The 26,948-nt window shown below is 49.6% G+C and carries 27 protein-coding genes and 3 pseudogenes; 15 read left to right on the forward strand and 15 right to left on the reverse strand.

Going from position 1 to position 26,948, the window contains the following annotated elements:
* Positions 1-81: 81 nt before the first annotated feature.
* Complete coding sequence (locus TW89_RS10685) at positions 82-591, forward strand: peptidylprolyl isomerase (protein ID WP_004519830.1); 510 nt, start codon at positions 82-84, stop codon at positions 589-591.
* Between the two features lie 75 nt (positions 592-666).
* Here the strand turns inward: TW89_RS10685 and TW89_RS10690 are convergent, their stop codons facing one another.
* Positions 667-1,164 carry a YbhB/YbcL family Raf kinase inhibitor-like protein gene (locus TW89_RS10690; RefSeq protein WP_002232090.1) on the reverse strand — a complete coding sequence of 166 codons (498 nt, stop codon included), beginning with the start codon at positions 1,162-1,164 and terminating at the stop codon, positions 667-669.
* 186 nt (positions 1,165-1,350) lie between these two features.
* On the opposite strand from TW89_RS10690, the gene ypfJ reads away from it, so the two are divergent.
* Both ypfJ and TW89_RS10700 read left to right on the forward strand, forming a co-directional pair.
* Positions 1,351-2,193 carry a KPN_02809 family neutral zinc metallopeptidase gene (gene ypfJ, locus TW89_RS10695; protein ID WP_128581415.1) on the forward strand — a complete coding sequence of 281 codons (843 nt, stop codon included), beginning with the start codon at positions 1,351-1,353 and terminating at the stop codon, positions 2,191-2,193.
* A 103-nt stretch (positions 2,194-2,296) separates the two neighbouring features.
* Complete coding sequence (locus TW89_RS10700; protein WP_128581416.1) at positions 2,297-3,679, forward strand: phosphomannomutase/phosphoglucomutase; 1,383 nt, start codon at positions 2,297-2,299, stop codon at positions 3,677-3,679.
* A gap of 105 nt (positions 3,680-3,784) precedes the next feature.
* Here the strand turns inward: TW89_RS10700 and rpe are convergent, their stop codons facing one another.
* Complete coding sequence (gene rpe / locus TW89_RS10705) at positions 3,785-4,465, reverse strand: ribulose-phosphate 3-epimerase (RefSeq protein ID WP_128581417.1); 681 nt, start codon at positions 4,463-4,465, stop codon at positions 3,785-3,787.
* Between the two features lie 277 nt (positions 4,466-4,742).
* On the opposite strand from rpe, the gene TW89_RS10710 reads away from it, so the two are divergent.
* Positions 4,743-5,171: a Spy/CpxP family protein refolding chaperone gene (locus TW89_RS10710; RefSeq protein ID WP_049336552.1), complete on the forward strand. Its 429-nt coding sequence runs from the start codon at positions 4,743-4,745 to the stop codon at positions 5,169-5,171.
* A 65-nt stretch (positions 5,172-5,236) separates the two neighbouring features.
* Here the strand turns inward: TW89_RS10710 and TW89_RS10715 are convergent, their stop codons facing one another.
* Both TW89_RS10715 and TW89_RS10720 read right to left on the reverse strand, forming a co-directional pair.
* Positions 5,237-6,103, reverse strand: coding sequence for an ATP-binding protein (locus tag TW89_RS10715; RefSeq protein WP_036472369.1), 867 nt, complete (start codon positions 6,101-6,103; stop codon positions 5,237-5,239).
* Between the two features lie 16 nt (positions 6,104-6,119).
* Entirely contained in the window at positions 6,120-6,734 is a 615-nt protein-coding gene (locus TW89_RS10720) for a riboflavin synthase (protein WP_003683409.1), read from the reverse strand.
* 125 nt (positions 6,735-6,859) lie between these two features.
* Between TW89_RS10720 and TW89_RS10725 the strand changes: the two are divergent.
* From TW89_RS10725 to TW89_RS10735, 3 genes and pseudogenes are all read left to right on the forward strand, one after another.
* Positions 6,860-7,706 (forward strand): annotated as a pseudogene (locus TW89_RS10725) (23S rRNA (adenine(2030)-N(6))-methyltransferase RlmJ).
* Between the two features lie 130 nt (positions 7,707-7,836).
* Entirely contained in the window at positions 7,837-8,190 is a 354-nt protein-coding gene (locus tag TW89_RS10730; protein WP_128581418.1) for a hypothetical protein, read from the forward strand.
* 67 nt (positions 8,191-8,257) lie between these two features.
* Positions 8,258-9,232, forward strand: coding sequence for a class 1 fructose-bisphosphatase (locus tag TW89_RS10735; RefSeq protein ID WP_128581419.1), 975 nt, complete (start codon positions 8,258-8,260; stop codon positions 9,230-9,232).
* A 145-nt stretch (positions 9,233-9,377) separates the two neighbouring features.
* Here TW89_RS10735 and waaF read toward each other — a convergent pair whose 3' ends face one another.
* Positions 9,378-10,397, reverse strand: a complete 1,020-nt coding sequence (gene waaF, locus TW89_RS10740; protein ID WP_128581420.1) for a lipopolysaccharide heptosyltransferase II — start codon at positions 10,395-10,397, stop codon at positions 9,378-9,380.
* Positions 10,398-10,671: 274 nt separating this feature from the next.
* On the reverse strand, positions 10,672-12,135 hold the full coding sequence (gene guaB, locus TW89_RS10745; RefSeq protein WP_128581421.1) for an IMP dehydrogenase: 1,464 nt from the start codon (positions 12,133-12,135) through the stop codon (positions 10,672-10,674).
* A gap of 189 nt (positions 12,136-12,324) precedes the next feature.
* On the opposite strand from guaB, the gene TW89_RS10750 reads away from it, so the two are divergent.
* On the forward strand, positions 12,325-12,750 hold the full coding sequence (locus TW89_RS10750; protein ID WP_070625407.1) for a DUF4124 domain-containing protein: 426 nt from the start codon (positions 12,325-12,327) through the stop codon (positions 12,748-12,750).
* A 69-nt stretch (positions 12,751-12,819) separates the two neighbouring features.
* On the opposite strand, the gene TW89_RS10755 is transcribed toward TW89_RS10750, so the two are convergent.
* Together TW89_RS10755 and TW89_RS10760 are read right to left on the reverse strand one after the other, a co-directional pair.
* Positions 12,820-14,148 carry an anaerobic C4-dicarboxylate transporter family protein gene (locus TW89_RS10755; protein WP_128581459.1) on the reverse strand — a complete coding sequence of 443 codons (1,329 nt, stop codon included), beginning with the start codon at positions 14,146-14,148 and terminating at the stop codon, positions 12,820-12,822.
* 222 nt (positions 14,149-14,370) lie between these two features.
* A complete protein-coding gene (locus TW89_RS10760) occupies positions 14,371-15,945 on the reverse strand; it encodes a glycosyltransferase family 2 protein (protein ID WP_128581422.1) in 1,575 nt (524 codons plus the stop codon).
* Positions 15,946-16,028: 83 nt separating this feature from the next.
* Here TW89_RS10760 and TW89_RS10765 point away from each other — a divergent pair, with 83 nt between their 5' ends.
* Entirely contained in the window at positions 16,029-16,994 is a 966-nt protein-coding gene (locus TW89_RS10765) for a tRNA dihydrouridine synthase (RefSeq protein ID WP_128581423.1), read from the forward strand.
* Between the two features lie 41 nt (positions 16,995-17,035).
* Here TW89_RS10765 and TW89_RS10770 read toward each other — a convergent pair whose 3' ends face one another.
* From TW89_RS10770 to TW89_RS10780, 3 genes are all read right to left on the reverse strand, one after another.
* On the reverse strand, positions 17,036-17,761 hold the full coding sequence (locus TW89_RS10770; RefSeq protein ID WP_128581424.1) for a hypothetical protein: 726 nt from the start codon (positions 17,759-17,761) through the stop codon (positions 17,036-17,038).
* A 157-nt stretch (positions 17,762-17,918) separates the two neighbouring features.
* Positions 17,919-18,392, reverse strand: coding sequence for an iron-sulfur cluster repair protein DnrN (gene dnrN, locus TW89_RS10775; protein ID WP_107697094.1), 474 nt, complete (start codon positions 18,390-18,392; stop codon positions 17,919-17,921).
* 182 nt (positions 18,393-18,574) lie between these two features.
* Positions 18,575-19,507 carry an AEC family transporter gene (locus TW89_RS10780; protein ID WP_128581425.1) on the reverse strand — a complete coding sequence of 311 codons (933 nt, stop codon included), beginning with the start codon at positions 19,505-19,507 and terminating at the stop codon, positions 18,575-18,577.
* A 179-nt stretch (positions 19,508-19,686) separates the two neighbouring features.
* On the opposite strand from TW89_RS10780, the gene TW89_RS10785 reads away from it, so the two are divergent.
* On the forward strand, positions 19,687-20,442 hold the full coding sequence (locus TW89_RS10785) for a GNAT family N-acetyltransferase (RefSeq protein ID WP_004519852.1): 756 nt from the start codon (positions 19,687-19,689) through the stop codon (positions 20,440-20,442).
* Positions 20,443-20,498: 56 nt separating this feature from the next.
* Positions 20,499-21,248 carry a lysophospholipid acyltransferase family protein gene (locus TW89_RS10790; protein WP_107697097.1) on the forward strand — a complete coding sequence of 250 codons (750 nt, stop codon included), beginning with the start codon at positions 20,499-20,501 and terminating at the stop codon, positions 21,246-21,248.
* A gap of 53 nt (positions 21,249-21,301) precedes the next feature.
* On the opposite strand, the pseudogene gloA reads toward TW89_RS10790, so the two are convergent.
* Positions 21,302-21,716 (reverse strand): annotated as a pseudogene (gene gloA, locus TW89_RS10795) (lactoylglutathione lyase).
* Between the two features lie 205 nt (positions 21,717-21,921).
* On the opposite strand from gloA, the gene TW89_RS10800 reads away from it, so the two are divergent.
* Positions 21,922-23,022, forward strand: coding sequence for a conjugal transfer protein (locus tag TW89_RS10800; protein WP_107697098.1), 1,101 nt, complete (start codon positions 21,922-21,924; stop codon positions 23,020-23,022).
* An 86-nt stretch (positions 23,023-23,108) separates the two neighbouring features.
* A complete protein-coding gene (locus tag TW89_RS10805; protein WP_128581427.1) occupies positions 23,109-23,573 on the forward strand; it encodes a low molecular weight protein-tyrosine-phosphatase in 465 nt (154 codons plus the stop codon).
* A 95-nt stretch (positions 23,574-23,668) separates the two neighbouring features.
* On the opposite strand, the gene metW is transcribed toward TW89_RS10805, so the two are convergent.
* A complete protein-coding gene (gene metW, locus TW89_RS10810; protein WP_004519858.1) occupies positions 23,669-24,250 on the reverse strand; it encodes a methionine biosynthesis protein MetW in 582 nt (193 codons plus the stop codon).
* Positions 24,247-25,386: a homoserine O-succinyltransferase MetX gene (gene metX / locus TW89_RS10815; RefSeq protein WP_128581428.1), complete on the reverse strand. Its 1,140-nt coding sequence runs from the start codon at positions 25,384-25,386 to the stop codon at positions 24,247-24,249. The genes metW and metX overlap by 4 nt, the downstream gene beginning before the upstream one ends.
* A gap of 115 nt (positions 25,387-25,501) precedes the next feature.
* On the opposite strand from metX, the pseudogene TW89_RS10820 reads away from it, so the two are divergent.
* Positions 25,502-25,701 (forward strand): annotated as a pseudogene (locus TW89_RS10820) (protein MIGRI).
* A 68-nt stretch (positions 25,702-25,769) separates the two neighbouring features.
* Here the strand turns inward: TW89_RS10820 and nadE are convergent.
* The gene (gene nadE, locus TW89_RS10825; RefSeq protein WP_128581430.1) at positions 25,770-26,558 is read right to left on the reverse strand and encodes an NAD(+) synthase; all 789 of its coding nucleotides are present in this window, start codon (positions 26,556-26,558) and stop codon (positions 25,770-25,772) included.
* Positions 26,559-26,660: 102 nt separating this feature from the next.
* Here nadE and TW89_RS10830 point away from each other — a divergent pair, with 102 nt between their 5' ends.
* Positions 26,661-26,939 (forward strand): hypothetical protein, encoded by a 279-nt coding sequence (locus tag TW89_RS10830; RefSeq protein ID WP_003682447.1) that lies wholly within the window; start codon positions 26,661-26,663, stop codon positions 26,937-26,939.
* The last annotated feature ends 9 nt before the right edge of the window (positions 26,940-26,948 follow it).

A 26,948-nucleotide genomic window follows, 5' to 3' on the forward strand; every position in this document is an offset into this window, starting at 1 on the left:
TTTTTCAGACGGCCTTGAAGTTTCTCGTTCAGACACAATTTAACGAATGATTCAAAACCGGATTCTAACGAAAGGAAACCCATGATTATCCTGCACACCAACAAGGGCGACATCAAAATCGAACTCGATTTCGACAAAGCCCCCGTTACAGCTAAAAACTTCGAGCAATACGTTAAAGACGGCTTCTACGACGGCGTAATCTTCCACCGCGTCATCAAAGGCTTCATGATTCAAGGCGGCGGCATGGATGAAAACATGAACGAAAAAGAAACCCGCGATCCGATTCAAAACGAAGCGTCCAACGGTTTGCCTAACGAAAAATACACCATCGCCATGGCGCGTACTTCCGATCCTCATTCTGCCAGCGCGCAATTCTTCATCAACACTGCCGACAACGCCTTCCTGAACTTCCGTTCTAAAGAGCTGTACGGCAAAACCGTTGTCCAAGACTGGGGCTATGCCGTATTCGGTAAAGTCGTTGACGGTTTTGACGTTGTCGATGCCATCGAAGGCGTTTCTACCAAACGTCACGGCTACCACGACGACGTACCGAGCGAACCTGTCATCATCACTAAAGCCGAAGTGGTTTAATTGATTTGATTTCCCATAAAAACAGCCTGTCCGAATTAAAAACGGACAGGCTGTTTTCAATAATGACGCATACCGTCATACATCATAAGTACCGACCACGCATGCCGAATCCAAAACATGGCCCTGCATGGCAAAATGCAGCTCATTAAAGCGGAAACCGCGCGGCAAATCCAAAACGGTGTCCAGCGCGTACACAATCAGTTCATAACGATGGCGGTTGTTCGGTGGTGCCATACCGCCGTAAAATGAGGCCTCTTCGATTTCAAATTTACCCAACGCGCTCGCCCAAGTGTTCGCGCCCTGTGTGAAATCTGTTGCAGAAATACTTTCATTTTCTGCCACGGAAGTGCGTTTCAAATCCGAAATCAACCAATGCGTCCATACGAAGCCGGATGCTGAAATAGCATCTTTGTCTTCCAACACCACGGCAAACGATTTTGTTCCTTCAGGCGCATCTTCAATCTCAAAAGGAATCGAATAAGAAGGCATACCGCTCGGGCTGAACTGGCTGCCGCGCTTGCCGTATTTGTCTTCAAATTCGCCGTTGACAATAGCTTTACTGCTGACTTTCATCTTATATCTCCCAATAGTAGGTTTGTTCATTCTAACAAACCCCAAGGCCGTCTGAAAGATACTGCCGTTTTCACTTTCCCGATGTCGCATTTTCAGACGGCCTCAAGCAATATTCACAATTCGATCAAACACATTTGACATTCCATAGTATAATCCGCCGCATCAAAACTACACAGGATACGCATTATGGATTGGAAAGGTCGTGAACAAAGCCAAAACGTCGAAGATCGCCGCGGAAGCCGTGGCGGCGGCGGTGGCGGCAAAACACCGGGCATACTCGGCATTATCGTGGTTTTGATCGGCGCATATTACGGCGTGGATTTGAGCGGTTTGGTTGGCGGCTCATCTTCGATGGGCATTCCTACCCAGCAAGCTTCCCGACTCGACAGCCAACAAGAAGCCGAGTTGAAAGAACTGTCCCGTGTCGTCCTTGCTAATACCGAAAAAGCATGGAGTAAATATTTCCAGCAACACGGCCAACACTACACACCGACAACCATGGTGTTGTATGAAGGCAGTACGTCCACCGCCTGCGGTACGGGCCAATCTGCCATGGGCCCGTTTTACTGTCCGGGCGACCAAAGAGTTTATTTGGATTTGAGTTTCTACGAAGACATGCGCACCAAGCTCGAATCCGCCAGCGATGCCGCGTTTGCCTACGTTATTGCCCATGAAGTCGGCCATCACGTTCAAAACCTGCTCGGCATTCTGCCTAAAGTCCACAAAATGCAACAGCAAGTCGGCAAAAAAGAGGCCAATGCCCTTTCCGTCAAACTCGAATTGCAGGCCGACTGTTTCGCTGGTATTTGGGGACACTACGCCATCAACAAAAATATCTTCAAAACAGAAGACATTCAAAAAGCGATGCTTGCCGCCGAATCCGTCGGCGATGACCGCTTGCAGAAACAGGCTCAGGGCTATGTCGTTCCCGACAGCTTTACCCATGGCTCGTCCGAAGAACGCATGACTTGGCTCAAGCGCGGTTTGGAAAGCGGCGACATCAACCAGTGCAACACTTTCAACAATTGATTCGTCGATGTAACGACAAAAGGCCGTCTGATTTTTTCAGACGGCCTTTTAGCCGTGTTAAAATAATACCTATTATTTTCCCTTAAATTCAAAGGAAATCCACATGGCAAATATCGCCCGCGACATTTTCAAAGCCTACGACATCCGAGGCATCGTCGGTAAAACCCTGACCGACGAAGCTGCCTACTTAATTGGCAAAGCCATTGCCACCAAAGCCTTAGAAAAAGGCATTACCCGCATCGCACTCGGTCGCGACGGCCGTTTGAGCGGCCCCGGCCTGATGGCACAAATTCAACGCGGTTTCACAGACAGCGGCATCGACGTCCTCAACGTCGGCATGGTTGCCACCCCTATGCTCTACTTCGCAGCCATCAACGAATGCGGTGGCAGCGGCGTGATGATTACCGGCAGCCACAATCCGCCTGATTACAACGGTTTCAAAATGATGCTCGGCGGCGACACGCTCGCAGGAGAGGCCATTCAAGAACTTTTGGCCATCATTGAGAAGGACGGTTTTGTTGCCGCCGACAAACAAGGCAGCGTAACCGAAAAAGACATCTCCGGCGAATATCACAACAACATCGTCGGCCACATCAAGCTCAAACGCCCGATGAAAATCGTGATTGACGCGGGCAACGGTGTCGGCGGCGCATTTGCAGGCAAACTCTACAAAGGTTTGGGCAATGAAATTACCGAACTTTTCTGCGAAGTAGACGGCAACTTCCCTAATCACCACCCCGACCCTTCCAAACCGAAAAACCTGCAAGACCTCATCGTCGAGCTTCAAAACAGCGATGCCGAAATCGGCTTGGCATTTGACGGCGATGCCGACCGCTTGGGCGTGGTCACCAAAGACGGCAACATCATCTATCCAGACCGCCAACTGATGCTTTTCGCGCAAGACGTGTTAAGCCGCAATCCTAAAGCCAAAGTGATTTTCGACGTCAAATCCACCCGTCTGCTCGCGCCTTGGATTAAAGAACACGGCGGCGAACCTGTGATGGAAAAAACCGGCCACAGCTTCATCAAATCCACCATGAAAAAAACCGGCGCACTGGTTGCCGGCGAAATGAGCGGCCACGTTTTCTTTAAAGAACGCTGGTTCGGCTTCGACGACGGTATGTATGCCGGCGCACGCCTCTTGGAAATCCTGTCTGCCTTCGACAATCCGTCCGAAGTGTTGAACAAGCTGCCGCAAAGCATTTCCACTCCGGAACTCAACATCGACCTGCCGGAAGGCAGCAACGGCCACAAAGTGATTGAAGAGCTGGCTACCAATGCCAAGTTTGAAGGTGCGACCGAAATTATCACCATCGACGGCTTGCGCGTTGAATTCCCTGACGGCTTCGGCCTGATGCGTGCTTCCAATACCACGCCGATTTTGGTATTGCGTTTTGAAGCGGATACGCAAGAAGCGATTGAGCGTATTCAAAACCAATTCAAAGCAGTCATTGAAAGCAATCCTGCATTGAAATGGCCGCTGTAAGGGTTTAGGCTAAAACAAAAGGCCGTCCGAAAATCATTTCAGACGGCCTTTAATATTAAACATTGATGATTCCAAAGTTTGGAAACCAAGAATATCCTGGCTTAATTATCCGACTTTCGCCAACTGTTGACGCATTTCATCGATAACAGCTTTGTAATCCGGTTTGCCAAAAATCGCCGAACCGGCAACAAACGTATCCGCACCTGCCGCCGCAATTTCAGCAATATTGTCTGTCTTCACGCCGCCATCAACTTCCAAGGCGATATGGCGGCCGCTTTGCCGTTCGTACTCGTCCAACATCTCGCGCACTTTGCGGATTTTCACCAGCGTATTCGGGATAAAGCTTTGTCCGCCGAAGCCCGGGTTAACCGACATCAGTAACACCATATCCAGTTTGTCCAAAACGTTTTCCAGAATATTGACCGGCGTAGCAGGATTCAATACCAAGCCTGCCTGACAGCCGTATTCTTTAATCAAACCCAAGCTGCGGTCGACATGGCGGCTGGCTTCCGGATGAAAGGTAATGATATTGGCACCGGCTTTGGCAAACGCATGAATCAAATCGTCCACCGGCTCAACCATCAAATGCACATCGACCGGCACGGTTGCATACGGTTTCAAAGCCGCGCAAACCATAGGGCCGAAAGTCAGATTCGGTACATAATGATTGTCCATCACGTCAAAATGAATCAAATCCGCACCGGCGCGGATAACTTCGGCAACCTCTTCGCCCAAACGGGCAAAATCGGCGGACAAAATACTGGGGGCAATACGGTAGTCGGTCATGTTTATTCTCCTAAAGTGTGTTCCTTTGTCATTATCGCATTTTTAACCCTATGTTGTATGCCGCCGACAACGTCTCTGCCGTCATTTTTGTGAATTTACATTTCATATACATTAATGAAACTTATAATCACATAGTAAGGCTTTGAAAATAAATTATTAGATTACATACACATTCAAAAAAATCTAACATCATTAACAAAAGTTAACTGCATTGATACTGCCTTTCACACGCTTATCGGTTATATTTCCAAACCTGATGAAACATTAGGAAAACACCGTGTCTGTTGCACTTTCCCGCTATCCGACTTTTATTTTCTTAGCACTTGCCCTACTCTGTTCCAGTCTGCCTGCACATGCCGGTCCGTTTCTGGCCACTTTGGACGACTTCCACCCAAATTGCGACATCCGACAGCTCAATTTATCCGCCGACCAACACGCCGCCCTGCGCCGCCTGCGTACCGACTTCAAACAAATCAACGATAAAGCCTACCGCAAAACCGTACGCTCCGACCGCAACCGCCGTCAAACCATCATCAAAATCCTCTCCGGCGACTCATTCGACTCAAACGCCGCCCGCGATTATGTTGAAAACCGCTACCTCTCCAGCATGGACTATGCGGTGGATGAAATGGAAATCCAATACCGCCTCTATCATCTGCTCAATCCGCGCCAGCGCCAGCAATGGTTGTCTTCATGCTTGCGCTGATGGATAAATAAAAATACAAAAAGGCCGTCTGAAACCATATTCAGACGGCCTTTGCTTTTTCAGCCTTAATCCAACACTCTTTCTTCCGGCAACCGGCCTGCCCAGTCGCAGGCAAACTGCCATGCCGAGCGGCCTGAACGGCTGCCGCGCATTTGCGCCCATTGCAATGCGGCTTGGCGCGCCGTATCGTCAAAAGGCACATTGAAATCGTCCAACCAGTTGGCAACAGCGGTCAGATAATCGTTTTGATCGAAAGGATAAAAACTCAGCCATAAGCCGAAGCGGTCGGAAAGGGAGATTTTTTCCTCGACGGCCTCTTTCTGATGGATTTCGCCGCGAGTGCCCGTCGTACCGCCGTTTTCATCCATGTATTCGGGAATTAAATGACGGCGGTTGGAAGTTGCATAAACCAAAACATTGGTGCAACGTTGCGACAGTCCGCCATCCAAAGCGGTTTTCAAGGCTTTATAGGTTTCATCGCCGGTTTCAAACGACAAATCATCGCAGAAAACGATAAATTTCTCGGGACGCTCAGACAACAGCGTCAACAAAGCCGGCAAACTGATTAAATCGCTTTTGTCCACCTCAATCAGTCGCAGGCCGCGCTCGGCGTATTCGTGCAACAACGCTTTAACCAAGGAAGATTTGCCCGTACCGCGTGCGCCAGTCATCAAGACATTATTTGCCGGACGGCCTGCCAAAAATTGCTCGGTATTGCGTTTCAGCCTGTCGGTTTGCGAACCGACTGCCGCCAATCTGCTCAAAGGAAACGTATGCGGACGCGGCAGGCTTTCCAAAATGCCTTTTTTGCCCACGCTGTGCCAACGGTAGGCCAAAGCGCGCCAGTCGGTTTTACCGGCTTCGTCAGGCAGGATTAAATCCAGACGGTTTAAAACGGAATTAGCTTTTTTCAAAAAATTGGATAATTTCATTTCGGCTTTCTTTTTTTCAGACGGCCTTTTGCGCCAATACTCGCATAACGGTATCGACAACGGCTTGGGTTTGCGGATCGATTTCAATATTGATGAGGTCGCCTTCTTTGCGGCTGCCAAACAGGGTGCGCTCCAAAGTCTCCGGAATCAGGTGTACGCAAAATTCGCTGTCGCTGACTTCGCCTATGGTCAGACTGCAACCGTCCAAACCGACAAAGCCTTTGGTCAGGATGTAGGGCTTGAGGTTTTCCGGCAGCTCAAACCAAACTGTACGGTTGAACTCGCTGGATTCGATACGGGAAATTCGGGTAACCGCCATCACATGACCGCTCATCACATGGCCGCCGATTTCATCGCCAAATCGTGCCGCGCGTTCCAAATTGACACTGTCGCCGACTTTTAAGCTACCGAGATTGGTTTTGCGTAAGGTTTCGTCCATCAAATCAAAGCTGACTTTGTTGCCGTCGATTCGGGTAATGGTCAGGCAGCAGCCGTTGTTGGCGACAGAGGCGCCGGTTTGCAGATTGTCGGCGATTTCGGGGGGCAGCTCGACTGTGTGGGTACGAAAGTCGGGCGAAGGTTGGGCGATGTCTGTAATTTTGCCCATGCCTTGTACGATGCCTGTAAACATGATGTCTTCTTTCCGATGGTACGATAAGGCGGATATTGTAGCATTTTCCAGGCACAAAGGCCGTCTGAAAGCGGTAATGGCGATGGTTTGGGGTATAATCGGATTTTTATTTCCGCAGCCCGATCATGCTCAGCTACCGCCACGCCTTCCATGCCGGCAACCATGCCGATATGCTCAAGCACTTTACCCTCTTCCTCGTCCTCGAATATTTCAACCGCAAAGACAAGCCTTATTGGTATATCGATACGCACAGCGGTGCCGGTTTGTATGATTTGAGCGGCGATGAAGCGCAAAAAGTCGGTGAATACAAACAAGGCATTGCGCTCTTGGAACAAGCTGACAAGCTGCCTTCCGAATTGGCTGAATTTGTAGGCCGTCTGAAACAAATACTGCCGCAAGACAACCTTTACTGCGGCTCGCCTTGGCTGGCACAGGCGATCACGCGCGACAGCGACAAAATGCGCCTCTTTGAGCTGCATCCTGCCGATTTTGTCCATTTGCAAAACAATATGCGCGAAGTCCGTCCTGCGCGTAAAGTGCAGGTCAGCCAAGCGGACGGTTATCAAGGCCTGATTTCACTCTTGCCTCCTCCGCCCCGCCGTGCCGCCGTCTTGATTGATCCGCCCTACGAAGAAAAACAAGACTACCGCCGTGTCGTCCAAGTCTTGAAAGATGCCTTGAAACGCTTTGAAACCGGCTGCTACATGGTTTGGTATCCTTGCTTGAGCCGCGAAGAAAGCCGCAAACTGCCGGACGAACTACAAAAAAATCGCTCCCGACAATTATCTGCACGCCGAGCTTCATGTCCATACGCCGCGCAGCGACGGCTTCGGTATGCACGGCAGCGGCATGTTCGTCATCAATCCGCCCTACATGCTTGCCGAACAGTTGCAAAACAATCTGCCCGAACTTTCCAAAATTTTGGCGCAAGATGCAGACGCGCATTATGTATTGGAAAGTAAAACGAAATAAACGCCGTCGTCTGAACGCATACCCAAGCGCTTCGATTTTGCCACAATACCTGTTCAGACGGCCTTAACCCTTTATACTTAAGCCTTTTTCCACTACAATTCACAACATAACAATTAACGGCCGTCCACTCATGAATATACGCACACCCCTAGCCTGCACGCTCCTGCTTTGCTCGTGCAGCGAATCTGCAAAAAACGAATTTAAAGAAGAATTTACCCAAAGTTTCCGCACTGAATTTGTCCGCTCGGCAACCGAAGCCTGTGTAGAAAAAGCCGCAGGAAAAAGCCCGTTTGATTCAGCGACCACTGAAAAAATCTGCCGCTGCATCGGCGAAAAAACAGTCGACCAAATCAATCCTGAAGAAGCGACCTCGCTTTTGGGCGGCAGCGACTCCATGAGCGACGAGCTGAAAAAACGCATCAAAGACACCAGCATCGCCTGCACTAAAGAAGTTTTAGGCATGGCCGATAGCAAAACCAAATGAACACGCCGTTTTCAGACGGCCTGAAATTGAAAAATATTCGATTCAAACTTAGGAAAAGAGTGAAACCATGAAGACATTGAACCAATTCTTAGCCCAACACCTGCCCGAACACAAACTACCGCAAGAGCTGGCCAGCGTATTGGAATCCGTAGCCGCCGCCTGTTTGGACATCAACGCCAAAGTCCGCCTCGGCGCGCTTTCCGGCGTTTTGGGCATGGCAGGTACCGGCAACATCCAAGGCGAAGACCAAAAGAAACTCGATGTCATCGCCAACAACATCATGATTGATGTTTTAAAAGCCAATGCCAACATCGCAGGTCTTGCCAGCGAAGAAGAAGACACCTATGTCGCCACACACGAAAACGGCGGCTATTTGGTATTGTTTGATCCGCTGGACGGCTCTTCCAATATCGACGTCAACATCTCCGTCGGCACCATCTTCTCCATCTTGGCGAAACCTGAAGGCGCATTGACTACCGAATCCTTCCTGCAAAAAGGCCGCGACCAAGTGGCCGCAGGTTATGTTTTATACGGTCCGCAAACCCAACTGGTACTGACTGTCGGTCACGGCGTATTCGTCTTCACTCTGGACGATGCCAACCAATTCCTGCTGACCAAAGAAAATCCGCGCGTTCCAGAATCTACTAAAGAATTCGCCATCAATATGTCCAACCAAAGACATTGGTTCGCCCCTGTTCAACAATACATTGACGAATTGCTAGCAGGCGAAACCGGCGTACGCGGCAAAAACTACAATATGCGCTGGGTAGCCAGCATGGTTGCCGAAATCCACCGCATCCTGATGCGCGGCGGCGTATTCATGTATCCGCAAGACAAACGCGACCCATCCAAACCGGGCAAACTGCGCCTGATGTACGAAGCCAACCCGATGAGCCTGCTTATGGAACAAGCCGGCGGCGCATCAAATAACGCCATCGAAGCCATGCTCGACATCCAACCTACCGGCCTGCACCAACGTGTTGCCGTATTCATGGGCAGCCGCGAAGAAGTCGAATACGTTTATCATCTGCATCAAAAATAATCGGATGTATTGATTTCAAACCGACAAAAAGGCCGTCTGAAAATCATATTTCAGACGGCCTTTTGTTAAAAAATAAAAGAAACGAAAGATTAAAAGGACAGACTCAAATCTGTCCTTTACTGTTTTCCATCCAATCTTTATTGGATTACGCCGAACGAGTCAGCTCTTCCGCCGCTTTTTGCACCATATCCGGCATCAACTTGTTCAAACAATCCGTATGCCCTAACGGACATTCGCGTTTAAAACATGGCGAGCAATCCAAATTCAAACTGACGATTTTTGCCTTTTGGCTGAGAGGCGGCGTATGGTCAGGGCTGGATGAACCGTAAACCGCAACCAATTTCCGATCAAGCGCGGCCGCAAGGTGCATCAGACCGCTGTCGTTGCACACGACCGTATCAGCGCAAGACAACAGATCAATGGCTTCAGGAAGATTGGTTTTGCCGCAAAGATTGGTACACAGGCCGTCTGAAAGTCGGTTGATTTCATCTGCAATATCGAAATCTTTTTGCGAACCAAACAGCCAAACCTGCCAACCTTCAGCCAAATAGCGGCGGCCAAGTTCGGCAAAATGACGCGCAGGCCAACGCTTGGCCGGGCCATATTCCGCACCGGGACAAAATGCCAAAATCGGTTTATCCGTCGCCAAACCATGTTTTGACAAAGCGGCTTGACGGCTTTCAGGATCAATCGTGAAACACGGATTATCGGAATGCCCGTTAAAATCCGCTTGGGTCGGATGCGCCAGCGCAGTATAGCGGTCAACCATCAGAGGCAACACGGCCTTATCCAACTTACGGATATCGTTCAGCAAAAAATAGCGCGACTCACCGACGTAGCCCGTACGCTGCTTAATGCCCGTAGCCAAGGCAATGATGGCGGATTTGAGCGAACCGGGCAAAACAATTACTTGATCATAGCCTTCTTTTCCCAATTCACGCCCGATACGCCAGCGTTTTTTCAATTCCAACGCACCATGTCCAAACGGATTTTCCATCACACGGTTGATTTCAGGCATACGCTCAAATACGGCCATCGACCATTTGGGTGCAAAAGCATCAATGGTGCAGCCGGGATGCAGCTCATGCAAACGACGATAAAGCGGTTGGGTCATGACACAGTCGCCAATCCAGCTTGGGGTAATAATCAGGATTTTTTTGGACATAATGGAATGTGTTTTTAATTTTAGCTTATTGTAATACGATTTTTAAAAGGCCATCTGAAACTCGGTTTAATCGCTCAGTTCAAAACGTACTAGTTGATACATGTCATTTCAGCGCGTGAAGCGTTTGTCTTCCCAATTTATCCGGCAAGTTCTGCAAATACCTAACCTGAAACACCAGACCAAACAGCGGCAAGTAATATTCTCTTCATTTTTAAAACCTTATAAAAACAGAAAGGCCGTCTGAAATATTTTCAGACGACCTTTTTATACTGGTTTAACGATGGTAGTTAGGCGCTTCTTTAGTGATTTGTACGTCGTGAACGTGAGATTCGCTCATACCGGCAGAAGTGATTTCCACAAATTCTGCTTTCTCATGCATTTCAGCAATATTGGCGCAACCCAAGTAACCCATGCTGGAACGCAGACCGCCGGTCAGCTGGTGGATGATGTTCACAATCGGACCTTTGTAAGGAACGCGGCCTTCGATGCCTTCAGGAACATATTTGTCTGTGCTGTCGGTTTTGTCTTGGAAGTAGCGGTCGGCAGAACCTTGACTCATCGCACCCAACGAACCCATGCCGCGGTAAGACTTGTAAGAGCGGCCTTGGTAGAGTTCGATTTCGCCCGGTGCTTCTTCCGTACCGGCAAACATACCGCCGAGCATGACGCTGTATGCACCTGCTGCCAGAGCTTTGGCAATATCGCCGGAGAAGCGGATACCGCCGTCGGCAATCAGGGGAATGCCTGTACCTTTCAGGGCTTCAGAAACATTGTGAATCGCAGTCAGTTGAGGCACGCCTACGCCTGCCACGATACGGGTCGTACAAATCGAGCCCGGGCCGATACCGACTTTAACGGCATCCGCACCTGCGGCCACCAAATCCAAAGCGGCCTTAGCAGTCGCGATGTTGCCGCCGATGACTTGGATGTGCGGATAAGTTTCTTTTACCCAGCGCACGCGATCGATAACGCCTTGGCTATGACCGTGGGCAGTATCGACCACAATCACGTCCACGCCTGCTTCTACCAATGCTTTGACACGCTCTTCGGTATCGCCGCCGGTACCCACCGCAGCACCGACGCGCAGACGGCCTTCGGCATCTTTGTTGGCATTAGGGAATTCGGTTGTTTTCAGAATATCTTTAACGGTAATCAGACCTTTGAGTTCGTCTTGGTCGTTCAACACCAAAACGCGCTCAACTTTGTGCGCATGCATGATTTCGCGGGCTTCATCGATGCTGGTGCCTTCAGGTACGGTAACCAAACGGTCGCGGGGGGTCATGATGGCAGAAACCGGCAGATCGACACGGTTTTCAAAACGCAGGTCGCGGTTGGTCACGATACCGACCACTTTGCCGTTTTCAACAACAGGCAGACCGGACATTTTGCGTTTGCGTTGTGCGCGCATTTCCAAGACTTCGCGGATCAATGCGGTCGGCGCAACGGTAATGGGATCTTTCACCACGCCGCTCTCATGGCGCTTCACTTTGGAAACGGCACGCGCTTGCAACTCCGGCGTCATGTTTTTATGGATAATGCCGATGCCGCCTTCTTGAGCCATAGAAATGGCCAGACGCGCTTCGGTAACGGTATCCATTGCAGCAGAAAGTAGAGGGAGGTTGAGCGTGATATCGCGGGTGAGTTTGGTTTGAAGTTTGACATCTCGAGGCAGCACGTTTGAGTGCGCTGGAACCAACAAAACGTCGTCGAAAGTATAGGCTTTTTCTACAATACGCATGATGCTCGGTCTTTCAGTTTGTGCAAGATGCACGGCATTATATCACACCGGCTTGATGCTAACATTGGCAATACACGTTTTAACGTTATTTTTTTACATGATTTGATCTGCGGTACAAAAATATGCCAACGCATTGCAGTTTCAAGTAAAATAGTCTAGATGAGAACATCATTTACATAAGGGAAACCCATGAAATCTTCCGTACTCAAAACCTGTCTGATAGCAGCCCTTCTCTCTTCTGCCGCCCTGACCGGCGCGGCCGAGGTTTACACTTGGAAAGGCACATCGGGCAACAGCTATTCCGATACGCCAAACCGCCTGCAACCGAAGCGTTCCGGCGTGGTCAACATCCGCACGCACAACGTCAAACCTGCCGTTGCGCCTGCTGTTGCGGCATCTGAGCCGGTTGCCGAGCAGCCCAACGAACAGGTTGCAGAACAAAACAAACAAATCGAAGAGCGCAATAAAAAAATCGAAGAGCAAAACCGCCAAAACAAGCTGGAAAACTGCAAAATCGCCAAAATCAACCGCCAAGTCGCCGAAAGCGCACGCTTGGCCAATCGTGACAGCCTGATTAAACAATACCAAAACGACGTCAATAAATACTGCAATTAAGCTCTCGAATAACAATATCAAAAAGGCCGTCTGAAATTTAATTTCAGACGGCCTTCATTTTTCAGCCTATCAATAATACAGTTGAACCAACAACAAACCGAACGCCAGACTAAATGCCATGCTCAACAAGCCCGGAATCATGAAGCTGTGGTTAAAGATAAATTTGCCGATTTTGGTCGAGCCGGTTGTATCGAAGTCGATAGCTGCAATAATCGGACCGTAGTTTGGTATAAAGAAATAGCCGTTTACCGCAACAAATGTGCCGATAATGATGGGCGCAGGAATCCCCAGTTTAATGGCGATTGGGAACAGCGTCGCTACTGTCGCGCCTTGGCTGTTGACCAATACCGACAAGATAAACAGGGCAAAGGCAAAGGTCCATGGTGCAGATTCAACCAAATGACTGACGGTCGATTCCACTTCTGTTAAGTGGCCGTTCATCAAGGTATCGCCCAACCAAGCCACGCCAAATACCGCAATCACGGCACGCATACCGGCATGGAATACCGAACCTCGGGTAATCGCATCGCCATTGGGTTTACACGCCAAAATAATCAGCGCAGCAGCAGACAACATCACGATTTCAATCGTATGCGCCATGCCCATAGGCTTGATCGCGCCATCGTGTTCAAAAGCCGGACGCAGCTCAGGCAGCGCACCCATCACGACCACCAGCAATGCCGCAGTCAAGAAAATACCGACCGACAATTTGGCTTTCGGCGAAATGGCGACATCGGTTTGTTGTTCCTCCACATCGATGTATTCTTTCACATAGTTCGGGTCTTTCAACAAAGCCTGATAATGCGGATCGTCTTTCAATTCTTTGCCCAGTTTGTTTACGAACACGCAAGCCAAACCGATACCCAAAATCGTGGACGGAACGGTAACTTTCAACACGTCCGCCATCGTGATGTGCTGCGGCTCAAGCATGGTGACGCAGGCAACAACCGCGGCGGCAATCGGGCTGGCAACAATCGCAAATTGGGAAGCGATAACCGCCATCGTCAGCGGACGGGAAGGACGGATGCCATTGCGACGGCTGACTTCGGCAATCACGGGCAAGACCGAGTAAGCCACATGGCCCGTACCTGCCAAGACGGTAAAGGTGTAAGTTACCGCCGGTGCGATAAAGGTGATGTATTTCGGATTGCGGTGCAACACGCGCGTGGCAATCTTAATCATATAGTCCAAACCGCCGCTGGCCTGCATGGCCGCGGCGGCAGACACTACCGCCATAATCATCAGCATCACATCAATCGGCGGGCTGGTCGGCTGAAGATGGAAACCAAAAGACAATACGGCCAAGCCGATACCGCCGAGCACGCCCAAACCAATACCGCCAACCTGCGCACCAATCAGGATACACAGCAACACAACGGCAAACTGGATAAAAAACATAGTTGACATCACAACTCCCAAAATCCGGCTTTGACCGAAATAAAATTACAAACGGTTGGATTATAGAGTAAACCCTCTTCCATAACCATACTTTACCTAATTATACATACTGATCTATATCAAATAAATAATATTCTCATTTAACCGCTAGGTTTTTAAAAACACAAAAAAGGCCGTCTGAAGATTTTCAGACGGCCTCTATGATTCTAAAAGATGATAAAGCTATTTTCCGGCTACTTCTTCATCTTTTATAAAATCCGATACGCCATGAACACAGCGGATTTTACGTTCCGACAACGTTGCCTCCAACAAGGCATCGTTTTGCGGCAAGGAATCGCGTTCTGCCTCATTATGCCAGAGGTGGTATGCAATGCCGGCAAATTTCAAATTATGGCGTTTCATCCCGTTATGATAGCAACGGGCGACAAATTCGCTATCTTCCCTGCCCCAACCGACAAAGCTATTGTCAAACCCGTTGACGGCAAGCGCATCGCTGCGGAAAAATCCCATATTGCAGGTTTTGATGCCTTTGTGTTTGCGGTTGCCTTTTCGGCCTGCCAGTTTGGCCAAACAACGGCAGCGCAGGGCGGAAAGCCGTTTTTCTATTCCCGAGCTGAACATGGACAAGGCAGGCAAATCACCTTCGTTCAAAATATCCTGCGTTTTATCCTCAGTCAAAATCACGCGGGAACCTTGTATCAGTCGGCCTTTGCGGGCAATCTTCAAATGATCGGCGATAAAAGACGGATCCAAGACCATATCGCCGTCAATCAACACAATATAATCGCTTTTCGCTTGCGCCAACGCACGGTTGCGCGATTCGGCGGCACGAAAGCCCCTATCCGGCTGCCATGAATGTTTAACAGGAATGCTTGTCCTACGGCGGATAAAATCAACCACTTCGGCGGTTTCCTGCCTTGAGCCGTCATCCGCGACAATAATCTCATCCGGCAGACGGGTTTGCGATAAAGCCGATTTCAACACCAGCTCCAAAGCATCGGGGCGGTTGTAGGTGGTAATGATGAGGGAGACGGTTATCGTGCGGTTGCGCTCATAGAGCTTGACATATTTGTAATACGAACCTTGTGCGTTGGACACCGAAATCGTCAGGCCGTCCGCCCCATAGGCAAAGCCGCGCTTAAGCAGATAGTTCTTCACAAACGATACGCCGCCATGCAGCAAAGCCTTAAACGGCGAACTGTCTTTCTTGAAGCGGTTTTCTTCCGCATACAGCGAGCTGTACTGCTGCATTTTCTGAATCAGCCCTTCGGCGTTTTCAAAAGAATAATGTTTCAGACGGCCATCAAGGTGTTTAACCTTAGCTTCCTGCGGCAACACCAAAGACTCATGCACCTGACGGTCGGAAAAACGGGTAAATCTGCGATGATAAAGGCGTGGAATAATATCCGGATACCAGCCGCAGCCTTTAATCAGTCTGCCGTGATAATGGTTCAAACGAGAAAGCGAAAAAATATATTCCTTCTCATTTTCCAAAACGGCCGCACGAATGGATTCGATTAAAGCCTCATCCGCCACTTCATCGCTGTCTATGCTGAAAATCCAATCGTTTTGCGCCAGTCTGGCCGCCAGATTTTTCATCAGGCCAAATCCGATAAAGTCATGCTTGTAATAGCTGACATTGGGAAAATCCTTGGCAATTTCAAAAGTACGGTCGGTTGAGCCGTTGTCCAACAGCAGGACTTCGTCAAAGTCTTTCAGCGCACTCAAAACTTCTGAAAGATAACGTTCTGAATTTTTTACCAACATGGCGGCGGTTGCCGGAATTGTGTGCATCATAAAAAGGCCGTCTGAAAAAGGAAGCTGTATTTTAACCGATATACCGCTACAATATGTCCTCCTTTTTTCAGACGGCCTGACTCATGCAGCTTATTCTTGCCCCCATGCAGGGGCTGGTGGACGATGTGATGCGCGACCTGTTGACGCGTATTGGCGGATTTGACGAATGCGTCAGCGAATTTGTCCGCATTACGCACACGGTCTACTCACGCGCCACTTGGCTTAAATATGTTCCCGAAATCGCCCATGCCAACCGCACGCCGGCCGGCACGCCCTGTACTGTCCAACTTTTGGGCAGCGATGCGGAAAACATGGCCGTCAATGCTTTGGAAGCCGTGCGTTTCGGTGCGGACAAAATCGACCTCAACTTCGGCTGCCCCGCGCCGACTGTCAACAAACACAAAGGCGGTGCGGTCTTGCTCAAAGAGCCCGACTTGATTTACCACATCGTCCACACCCTGCGCCAACGCCTGCCGCAACACATTCCGCTGACTGCCAAGATGCGGCTCGGTTATGAAGACAAAAGTCTGGCATTGGAATGCGCCTCTGCGATTGAAAACGGTGGTGCATGCGCGTTGACTGTCCATGCGCGCACCAAAGTCGAAGGCTACGAACCGCCGGCACATTGGGAATGGGTGCGCAAAATCCGCGATGCAGTCAGTATCCCCGTTACCGCCAACGGCGATGTGTTCAGCCTTCAAGACTATCTCGACATTAAAACCGTCAGCGGCTGCGACAGCGTGATGCTTGGGCGCGGCGCGGTGATTCGTCCCGACTTGGCGCGGCAAATCAAGCAATATGAAAACGGCGAAACAGTCAAAGACACCAACTTTGCCGAAGTCTCTTCATGGATAGTCCAATTCTTCGACTTATGCCTTACTAAAGAAGCCAACAACAAATATCCGGTTGCCCGTTTGAAACAGTGGCTGGGCATGATGAAAAAAGAGTTTGAACAGGCGCAGGTATTGTTTGACCGCATCCGCGCCGTCAAAGAAGCGGATGAAGTGAAACAGATTCTGCTGTCGTTTGAACAAGAGATGCATTCATGATTCAAAAAGGCCGTCTGAATTTCAGACGGCCTTTGATTTCATCACCTACATACATAATCAGCCAACAGTCTGCCTTTTTCCGCACTGGCTGCATTGGCCATATTCACATGCCTGGTCTCAGGGCCATTCTTGGATTTCAGGGCTTCGCCATATTTTCTGGCAAACTCTTTATTGGCACTGGTCACTCTTGACTCAGTGGAATCCAATATAAACCCGTCTTGCTCATATTTGCCTTGCGCAGTGATAATCAAGATATTTTCAGGCGAAGGATAATCCGGAAAATTAACATAGTTGGTAACCAGCTTGTAGGAAACACCTTTGCCGTGTTTCATATCCTGACAGATGCCGTTAGGCGCGGTAAAGACTGCATGGCCGATACGGCCGTGGCCGAAATCGTAAAAATCGATTCTCTTCGCAGAAGCCAATTGTTTTTTATCGCTGCCGTCCTTTACATTTAATGACTTGCCGTTTACTAGAAACAGGGTTGGCAACAAGGGGCTGCCATGAGAGGCTTCCAAATTATATGCTTCGCCCAACAGCTTGCCCTGACGATACACCGTCAAGACAGGCTTTTTCAGACCATTTTCCGGATTGCCGGTTTTCTTAAAAGAAATCTTCTGAAGTACATTGCCAAATTCATAATAAGGCCGCGACTGCACGCCTGTTTTCGTATCCTGCAGGGCACTCCAGCTGCCGTCCATCGTTTGGGCGCACGCGGTCAAAGCAACAAACAGAATACCCGATAGTAAAACTTTAGAATGTTTCATTCATAAACTCCTTCTCAAGTAAACAAAAGAACGGATGTGTGCCTTTACTGCCTAATTTTGTTTCTTTATTAAAATTTTAGAACTATTGCACTAACTTAGCAAGGGATTAAAGAACAGGCCGTCTGAATATTCAGACGGCCTTGATTAAGCTCAAATTTTAAGAAGCCAAAACGCGGTGGAACAAAATCTCATTTTCCAAATGGATATGGTCTTTCAAATCATCCACCATCTCTTTGGCCAAAGTGTACAAACGGGTCCAGCTGCCGCAAGCGCCTTCGGGAAGCTCAAAATTATTGGTCAATTCTTCCAAGCGCGCGATGGCCTGATCGTGGTCTTCGTGTTCATGCATCATCACGCTGATGGGCATGGCCGCGCCGCGACCCACGCCCTGATTAATCATTGGGAACAACATGCGCTCCTCTTTCATCATGTGCATCAACAGCTCGTTTTGCATATAGGCCAACAAATCAGGAACTTCGGCAGGGAAAGTGTCGGCATGAACCTGCGCCACTTTTTGCGCCAGCGGTACCAACTCTTCAAACTGGGCGCGGTGAACGTTGTGATAACGTTGCAGGATATGGTCAATCGTAGAATTGAAAGGTGCGGTTTCCCAAACGGTAAAGTCGGTCATGGCTGTGTTCCTTTAAAGATTTATATTGAATGAATGTTAGACGTAAGGATACACTCAGCAATCAGCTTTGTATAGTTTTTTAATTGTTTAATTAATTGATAATAAAAGTTATTTTCAAATTTAAAATAACAAACAGGCCGTCTGAAACATAAAGTCAAAGTTTCAGACGGCCTGCCCTTTTCTTAAATAATCCAACGATATAACGCAATCATTACCGGCATGGTTACCACACAAAGCAAGGTCGTCAGCCCATAAATCGCGCTGGCTTTTTGGGCATTTTTGCCGTAAACAACCGCCATTTGGGTAACTGTCGCGGCAGCAGGCGAAGTCGTTGCCAAAAAGCTGATCAAAACAACCGTATCCGCATGCGCATCATGATGGGCAAAACCGCAGACTTTGACGGAAAAAAGCAATAATACCGGAATCAAAATCAACCTTAAAAAAGCAACGAGATAAAGCCTCGGCGTCCACATAATTGAGCGTAGCGGCAAAGAGGCCAACAGCATGCCTGCCACCAACATGGCAACCGGCCCAATCATGCCGCCCACCGTCGCCAACGTATTATCGATAATATGCGGCAGCTTGATTTGAAAGGCAAACATCAGCAGCCCGACCAGCATGGATAAGATGTTGATATTGGTGAAAATGGTTTTCCAAGCCACATTGCCGCGGCCGCAAATCAACAGGCGCAGATGCGTCCAAAATAAAAACGTCTGCACCATGATAAAACCGCTGGTGTAAATCACCCATTCCGCACCAAAGACCGACATTACCAAAGGGATAATCAGGTTGCCCGAATTGCTGTACACCGTCGCCGCGTGTTCGAGTGCATCGAGTTTGAACAAGTGTTTAAACACCCTGCCCAAAACAATCAACACCACATGGAAAAACACCGCCAGCATAACGGAAAGCTTCAGCCCTTCGATAATCTGCGGCGTATTGTCCATCTGAAAGGCATGAATCATGACGGACGGGCTGATCAGGTAAAGCGCAATGACGGAGAGCGTATAGCTGTTTTCCGATTTCAACAGCCCTGCCTTCACCAAGGCCACGCCCATCAAAACAATCAGCGTCAGCTCGATAATTTTTCCGGCAAGCAGAAAAGAGGTTTCCATAACAAAAAAAAGCGGCAAAAACGTTGATTTTACGCTTCTACCGCTTGGCATGCCAAATTCAGACGGCCTGAAGCCTTTTTCCAACAACCCGACATAATTTGCCCTACCGCAAAGCAAATCAATATAAATCTGTCCGTATATCCGCTATAATCAGCCATTTTCTTCAAACAGGAAATATCATGTCCCCCAGCCGTTTCAATCAAACGGGCCCAAAAATCGGCCTGAGCGTACGCCTTGCAGAAACCCAAGCTGAAATCGAAGCCGCCCAAAGATTGCGCTATCAAGTTTTTGCCCAAGAATTGGGTGCGGAAATCGAAAGCGATGACGGCCGCGATGTCGATCCTTATGATGAACATTGCCACCACCTGCTCGCCTTTGACGATGCAACCGGCGAGGTAATCGGCTGCTACCGCCTGATTACCGAAGAAACCGCAAAAAAAGTCGGTGGCTGGTACAGCGAGCATGAATTTGATCTTGAGCCTTTGAAAGATATCCTGCCGCAAACCGTCGAACTCGGCCGCGCCTGTACCCACCCGGACTACCGCAACGGCGGCTTGGTCATGCTGTTGTGGACCGGTTTGGTCAAATTCATGAAAGACGAAAACCTGCGCTTTATGATTGGTTGCGGCAGTATCGAAATGCGTGACGGCGGCAACGATGCGGCCGGCCTGTATCATGCTTTGAAAGACAAATACCTCGCTCCGGCACAATGGTGTGTCAAACCGCTCAACCCGCTCAAATGGGACAGCATCACGCCGTCTGAAAATCCGCCTGTACCTGCCCTGATCAAAGGCTATCTCAAAGCAGGCGCGTGGTTCTGCGGCGAGCCTTGCGTCGATGAAGCGTTCAACTGCGCGGATGTGCTGATCATGATGGACATCAACCACCTTTCCGACCGCTACTTGCAGCGTTTTGCCCCTAAAGCCGATTCATAATAAAAGGCCGTCTGAAACTTCAGACGGCCTGCCTAATCTTTATAAAAACACACACAATGACCGCCAAAATCCGTTTTATCTTCCGTCTTCTCTGTATTGCCGGCTGCCTTTTATACGGCATGGCCGAAATGTTTTTTCTGTTTCCCTTTTACAGCAGCAAACGCAAACTGCGCGCGATCCAATTATGGTCGCTGCGCGTGCTCGCTTCCTGCGGCATGAAACTGCAAACTTTCGGCACGCCGCCGCAAGAGGGCCGCGGCCAGATGCTTATCAGCAACCATATTTCATGGTTAGATATTATGGCGGTCAACGGCGCTTTCCCCGGCCGTTTCGTGGCTAAAGACGATGTAGCCAAATGGCCGGTGGTCGGTTATCTCGCCACGCAGGCGCAAACGGTTTACGTCTCGCGCAACCGCGGCATCAAAGGCAACTCTGCCAAAATTGCAGGCGTGACCGAAGCGCTGAAAAACGGCGATACCGTCACCATTTTCCCCGAAGGCACTAGTACCGAAGGCCGTGAAATCCTGCCGTTCAAACCCAGCTTTTTTCAGACGGCCTATGATGCAGGCGTACCGATTATTCCGGCACTCTGCCGCTATCCGAATCCGGACGGCAGCAGCCCCAACCCGCAAACTGCCTACTACGGCGACATCAGCCTCTGGCAATCCATCTGCATGGTCATCAGCCAGCCTTCCAGCACGGTCGAGCTGCATTTCCTCGATCCGATGGAAGCAGGAGAAGACCGCTACACTACTGCGCTTCAAGTACACGCCCTGTTAAGCGAAAAGCAAAAACAGTTGGGCTGATCAAACAAAAGGCCGTCTGAATGTTCAGACGGCCTTTTCCATTATCTTATGTCTTAAGATGAATATTGCACCGAATCGCTACCGCTTTTTCTTTTGAATAAATTCAATTTTGTAGCCATCCGGATCTTCAACAAACGCAATCACAGTCGTGCCGTGTTTCATCGGACCGGCTTCGCGTACCACTTTGCCGCCCATCTCTTTGACACGTTCACACGCGGCGTAAGCATCATCGACTTCAATCGCAATGTGGCCGTAAGCATCACCCAAGTCGTAAGACTCGGTATCCCAGTTGTGGGTCAGTTCCAAAACAGTATGATCCGCTTCATCGCCATAACCGACAAAAGCCAAAGTAAAACGGCCTTCAGGATAATCGCGGCGGCGCAGCAGTTGCATATTCAATACGTTTTGATAGAAATCCAAAGAGCGTTCGAGATTGCCTACACGCAGCATAGTATGAAGCAAGCGCATGATTTTGTTCCTTTCTGAATTATGTTTGGTCATGGATTATAACACATCGGGCATTTGCCCCCTCATCTTAGAAAATGCCGATACATACACCGTGTAGAAATGAAGCGTATCCTCTATCGCTATTTGAATTTCATGTATTAACAAGCACACCGACTGACTAAATTGCTATAATCGCCACACTTACAACACAACACTTCAAACCGTCATGAAAACCTTTGTTCTTCCAGATACCCGCCCTTATCCGCAGAGCCCTATCAAAAACTACCTTCTGCTCAATGCCTATCAGCTGGCGCACAACTCCTCCTCCGCATCACGCAAGCTTTCAGCTGGCCAACTACAAACCGAAATCCGCACCATGCTCAGCCAAAACCATTACATCAACCTTTCATTGGCAATGACCATGGCGCCAGATGTCGGCACTTACACCAGCCTGATTCAAAGCGTGGGCGAAGTCCTGAAGGCAGAAAACGATAACGAAGCCCAATGGTTTGCCCTGCCTGTCGTTTTAGTCGCCGGTTGCAAAAGAGAACAAACCCTGCCGCTCATGCTGCCTACCGAAGCCCTTTTTGCTTGCCTGCAAAACTACCCCAACCTGCGCACCCTCACGCAAAACACGCAATGGCTACCCTACCTCGTCCAATCGACCGATTTGAGCAGCGTTACCCCGGGCGAATGGTTCCAAGCCAAGCAAAACGATGAAGCGGCAGGCGCATTCCTGCAAAAATTCGAATACAAACCATTGATGCTGCCCGAAGGTCAATCCGTCCATGTTGTTTACGCGCTGGGCTACGGCAATAAAGACATTCAGACGGCCTTGGGCCTCAACCTGCAACAGGCAGGCCTGCCATTGATGCAGGTTTGGCAAGAGCATCTCGCCCTCGACGGCGTTACCCTCTTTACCAACCCGCTCTCGCCCAATACACCGCTTGACGCGCTGACCGAAGGCAGCCACACCCGCCAACGCATGGCCATGGACGTTTTTGCCACCAACGCCATCCGCGCCATCCGTATGCAAAGCCCGCGCGTCGGCGTTGTTGCCGCAGCAAAAGCGGACGGCAAGCTCCAGTTCAGCTTCAACGCGACAGACAGCGCGTTTGAAATTGTTCCGCAGACCTTCACTTGGGAGCTGGCTTCAACCGACAATATCGCCATCGTTCAGCAAAACTTCCTCGACCTGATGGCCGAATGCCGAATCGAGCACCTCTACCTGCTGCACAAGCCACTGGGCGAAAACGAGAATATCCCTACTTATGCCCAAGCGTTGAAACTGGAAGGTCATAATCCTTTCTTCAGCAATGTAAACTAAATTGAAGATACAACACGCCAAGGCCGTCTGAAAACGGTTTAGCGTGTTGCATTGATTTTCAAACCTTACCGCTCATTTTCACGCATATGAAAACCCACAAAATCCTTTTCGTCTGCCTCGGCAACATCTGTCGTTCCCCCATGGCCGAATACGTCCTGCGCCACCGCGCCCGCGAAGCAGGCATGAGCAATGCCGTCGTTACAGCCAGCGCAGGCACATCAGGTTGGCACGACGGCGAAAACATGCACGAAGGCACACGCCGCGCGCTCAAGCAACATGGCATCGACCCGTCAGGCTTTACCAGCAGCAAAATCAAACCCAGCGATGCCGATCATTTCGACTACATCATCGTGATGGACGACAACAACCTCAGAGAAACCGAAAAGCAGCTCGGTTTCCACCCCGGCAAAATCTTCAAACTGACCGACCTTATCCCCGATTCAGGTTACAACCACGTTCCCGATCCGTGGTACACAGGCGACTTTGACGAAACCTACCGTCTGGTCGATGCCGGCAGTTTGGCCTTGTTGGAAAAATTGACACAGGCTTAAACCGACTTTAACAATAAAAGGCCGTCTGAACAGGTATCCGCAAAAGCCATGCTTTCGTGATTACCTGTTCAGACGGCCTTTATTGATAACCGCAATCAACCTACGCGATAAAACGCCAGGCTGCCTAATAAATTCGGCAGATGTTTGACCTGTCGGTTGCCCGTCATGACCGCACGCTCAAGCACACGGATTTTATTTTTGGCACACAATAAATCGAAGTCTTTGAGGGTACACCAATGGATATTGGGCGTATCGTACCAATGATACGGCATCCGCTCGGAAACCGGCATATGGCCGCCAACGGCGATTTGAAAACGGTTGCGCCAGTAGCCGAAATTAGGGAAGCTGACAATAGCCTGCTTGGCCACGCGCATCAGGCAGCGCAGGATTTTTTCCGTGTTCTGCATCGCCTGAATGGTTTGGCTCAAGACAATCACATCAAAGCTTTGATCGCCAAAAGCCACCAAACCTTCTTCCAAATCGGCTTGAATGACGTTCACACCGCGGGATATGGCGGCAATCACGCTGTCGGTATCGATTTCAACGCCGTAGCCGGTGCAATTTTTATGTTCCACCAACGCAGCCAACAGCTCGCCGTCGCCGCAGCCTAAATCGAGTACGCGGCTGCCTTCGGGTATCCAATCGTAAATGAGTTGCAAATCGTCGCGCAGATTCATTTTTGGCAGTCCTTGTAAACGTTGTTCATATAAGCGGCAACCGCGCGGATATAGGCTTCGTCTTCCATCAAGAAGGCATCGTGTCCGTGATTGGATTTGACTTCAATGTACTGCACAGATTTTTGTGCAGCGATTAATGCCTTGACCAATTCATGCGAACGTTGCGGCGAGAAGCGCCAGTCAGTGCTGAAGCTGGCAACAAAAAACTTGGCCTGTACATTCTCCACGGCACGCGTGAGGTTGTGGCCGTAATCGGCGGCCGGGTCGAAGTAGTCAAGCGCCTTGGTCATCAGCAGATAAGTGTTGGCATCAAAGCGGCCGACAAACTTGTCGCCTTGATAGCGAAGATAAGATTCCACTTCAAATTCAACGCCGTAACCATACTGATAGCCGTCTGATTTTAAATCGCGGCCGAATTTTTGACCCAAGCCGTCTTCGGCAAGATAGGTAATGTGCCCCATCATGCGCGCGATACGCAAACCGCGTGAAGGAACGGTATGATGGCTGCGGTAATTTCCTTCATGAAAATCGGGATCGGTCAAAATAGCCTGACGGGCAACATCGTTAAACGCGATGTTTTGAGTGGAAAGTTTAGGCGCAGAAGCGATGACGAGCGCGTGGGCAACGCGTTCAGGCAAAGAAATCGTCCATTGCAATGCCTGCATACCGCCCAAGCTGCCGCCGACAATGGCCGCCCATTTTTGAATGCCGAGATAATCGGCAAGCATGGATTGGGACTTCACCCAGTCTTTGACGGTTACAACCGGAAAATCTGCGCCATATTCGCGGCCGGTTTCAGGATTTTCGGATAAAGGGCCGGTACTGCCGTCGCAGCCGCCCAAGTTGTTCAAACCGACAACGAAAAAGCGGTCGGTATCAATAGGTTTGCCGGGGCCGACCATATTGTCCCACCAACCGGCGTATTTATCCTCCGCACTGTGCTTGCCGGCAACATGATGATTGCCTGACAGGGCGTGGCAGATCAGGACGGCATTACTTTTGTCGGCATTGAGTGTGCCGTAGGTTTCAATCATCAGATCGAAACGGGGTAAGGTTTTGCCGTTTTCCAGAGCAAGCGGTGTGTCAAACGGGATTTTCTGGGGCGTTACAATGCCCACTGAGGCATTTGTTGTCATTTGTAATTTCCAAGTGAAGCGGCAAAAGGGGTATTATAACGTTTCGTTTTGTTTTGTGCATGAGGCTTCAGACGGCCTGCCCTGATTAAAGGCAATATTTTTGGGAGAATGTGGAATGATAGGCAGGCTTTTGCGATTTTTTTCTTTTGCGCCATAGCGGCATTGATTGTGAACCGTTTGTTCAGCCGCAAACAAAAGCGCACCATTCGGGAAATCGCCAAAATCAGCGCGTGGGTATTGCTGGGCGCGGCGGCGGCTACACTGTTTTGGTATCTGATGATGCTGTTTTTCAAGCATATTCCTAATTCTTATTGAAATAAAATATAAAAGGCCGTCTGAAAACCTTAATCTAGCGTTTTCAGACGGCCTTTTGATATTCAAACTTAAAACAATTCTTCCGGAATCTTGCAAACCGGAATCGGATTGACTTTGTGCTGCATGGCTTTGTGCAATCGGGTATAGATTGCCAAAACTTCACGCTGTCTGCCCTCAAAATCTTCAGGCTTGTGACTGTCGTACACGCTCATCGCCCATTCGAGTTCGGGATAAGACGCGCCCATTTGTTCTTCATCGGTACGCTCGGTATCCCAAAGGCCGTCTGTCGGTACGGCTTTTTGAATGTCTTCCGAGACGTCCAGCTCGGCAGCCAACGCGTACACTTGAGTTTTGGTCAAATCGGCAATCGGGCTGATGTCCACGCCGCCGTCGCCGTATTTGGTGAAGAAACCGACGCCGAAATCTTCAATTTTGTTGCCCGTCCCCGCCACCAGCAAACCATGCAACTGACCGTAATAATAAAGCGTCGTCATACGCAGGCGGCTGCGTGCATTGGCGAGTGCCAGCTGTTTGTTGCGAAATTCGGTTTCGCTGACATCAACGGTATCAGCGAAAGTATCGAACGTTTGGGTCAAGTCGACGCTTTGCGCTTTTACATTGGGATAACGCTGTTTCAGACGGCCCATGTGTTCTTGCGCGCGGTTGACTTGGTCGGATTTCTGACGAATCGGCATTTCCAACAACAAAACCGACAAACCGGTTTGCGCGGCAAGTGTGGAAACCACAGCAGAATCGATGCCGCCGGATACGCCGACGACAAAACCTTTAGCACGCGCCTGCTCGGCGTAATCTTTGAGCCATTGAACGATATGGCGGATGATGGCTTGGGTTTGCATAGGGATAAATGTTCGCTTCAAATAAAACGAATGATAGCCTGATTTGCACTTGTCTGAAAGACGACAGGGTATAATGCCCTTTTTATTTCTTGCACGCACACCATGTCCAAACCCATCCTTCTGCGCTGGCTCGTCGTCTGCCTGATTCCGCTCGCCACCCTTTTGTGGTTTGCCCTCAACCCGCCCGAAGACAAAACGCAACACCTCATCAACGGCATCATCCTTGCCTGCGAAGCCACGTTCCTATTTAAATTCGTCCTCTTTGACGTCATCAAACACCACCTCAAACAAGAGCCCGAATTGAAACGGCAAAGCATTTGGATGTTTATCCCGATTGTTTTGCTGATTGTTTATTTATTCCACTATTTCGGCGCATTCTGATGTTTTCAG

It is taken from the genome of Neisseria flavescens (genome assembly GCF_001618065.1).
Taxonomy (GTDB): Bacteria; Pseudomonadota; Gammaproteobacteria; order Burkholderiales; family Neisseriaceae; genus Neisseria; species Neisseria flavescens_A.

Coding starts and splice junctions, on each gene's coding strand:
- dnrN (WP_107697094.1), bottom strand. CDS start 18,392: ATGACCGACTTTACCGTTTGGGAAACCGCACCTTTCAATTCTACGATT.
- TW89_RS10800 (WP_107697098.1), top strand. CDS start 21,922: ATGAAAACCTTTGTTCTTCCAGATACCCGCCCTTATCCGCAGAGCCCT.
- TW89_RS10685 (WP_004519830.1), top strand. CDS start 82: ATGATTATCCTGCACACCAACAAGGGCGACATCAAAATCGAACTCGAT.
- TW89_RS10735 (WP_128581419.1), top strand. CDS start 8,258: ATGAAGACATTGAACCAATTCTTAGCCCAACACCTGCCCGAACACAAA.
- waaF (WP_128581420.1), bottom strand. CDS start 10,397: ATGTCCAAAAAAATCCTGATTATTACCCCAAGCTGGATTGGCGACTGT.
- metX (WP_128581428.1), bottom strand. CDS start 25,386: ATGACAACAAATGCCTCAGTGGGCATTGTAACGCCCCAGAAAATCCCG.
- guaB (WP_128581421.1), bottom strand. CDS start 12,135: ATGCGTATTGTAGAAAAAGCCTATACTTTCGACGACGTTTTGTTGGTT.
- TW89_RS10805 (WP_128581427.1), top strand. CDS start 23,109: ATGAAAACCCACAAAATCCTTTTCGTCTGCCTCGGCAACATCTGTCGT.
- TW89_RS10785 (WP_004519852.1), top strand. CDS start 19,687: ATGTCCCCCAGCCGTTTCAATCAAACGGGCCCAAAAATCGGCCTGAGC.
- TW89_RS10830 (WP_003682447.1), top strand. CDS start 26,661: ATGTCCAAACCCATCCTTCTGCGCTGGCTCGTCGTCTGCCTGATTCCG.
- TW89_RS10780 (WP_128581425.1), bottom strand. CDS start 19,507: ATGGAAACCTCTTTTCTGCTTGCCGGAAAAATTATCGAGCTGACGCTG.
- rpe (WP_128581417.1), bottom strand. CDS start 4,465: ATGACCGACTACCGTATTGCCCCCAGTATTTTGTCCGCCGATTTTGCC.
- TW89_RS10700 (WP_128581416.1), top strand. CDS start 2,297: ATGGCAAATATCGCCCGCGACATTTTCAAAGCCTACGACATCCGAGGC.
- TW89_RS10730 (WP_128581418.1), top strand. CDS start 7,837: ATGAATATACGCACACCCCTAGCCTGCACGCTCCTGCTTTGCTCGTGC.
- TW89_RS10765 (WP_128581423.1), top strand. CDS start 16,029: ATGCAGCTTATTCTTGCCCCCATGCAGGGGCTGGTGGACGATGTGATG.
- TW89_RS10720 (WP_003683409.1), bottom strand. CDS start 6,734: ATGTTTACAGGCATCGTACAAGGCATGGGCAAAATTACAGACATCGCC.
- metW (WP_004519858.1), bottom strand. CDS start 24,250: ATGAATCTGCGCGACGATTTGCAACTCATTTACGATTGGATACCCGAA.
- TW89_RS10760 (WP_128581422.1), bottom strand. CDS start 15,945: ATGATGCACACAATTCCGGCAACCGCCGCCATGTTGGTAAAAAATTCA.
- TW89_RS10715 (WP_036472369.1), bottom strand. CDS start 6,103: ATGAAATTATCCAATTTTTTGAAAAAAGCTAATTCCGTTTTAAACCGT.
- TW89_RS10755 (WP_128581459.1), bottom strand. CDS start 14,148: ATGTTTTTTATCCAGTTTGCCGTTGTGTTGCTGTGTATCCTGATTGGT.
- TW89_RS10790 (WP_107697097.1), top strand. CDS start 20,499: ATGACCGCCAAAATCCGTTTTATCTTCCGTCTTCTCTGTATTGCCGGC.
- nadE (WP_128581430.1), bottom strand. CDS start 26,558: ATGCAAACCCAAGCCATCATCCGCCATATCGTTCAATGGCTCAAAGAT.
- TW89_RS10750 (WP_070625407.1), top strand. CDS start 12,325: ATGAAATCTTCCGTACTCAAAACCTGTCTGATAGCAGCCCTTCTCTCT.
- ypfJ (WP_128581415.1), top strand. CDS start 1,351: ATGGATTGGAAAGGTCGTGAACAAAGCCAAAACGTCGAAGATCGCCGC.
- TW89_RS10770 (WP_128581424.1), bottom strand. CDS start 17,761: ATGAAACATTCTAAAGTTTTACTATCGGGTATTCTGTTTGTTGCTTTG.
- TW89_RS10690 (WP_002232090.1), bottom strand. CDS start 1,164: ATGAAAGTCAGCAGTAAAGCTATTGTCAACGGCGAATTTGAAGACAAA.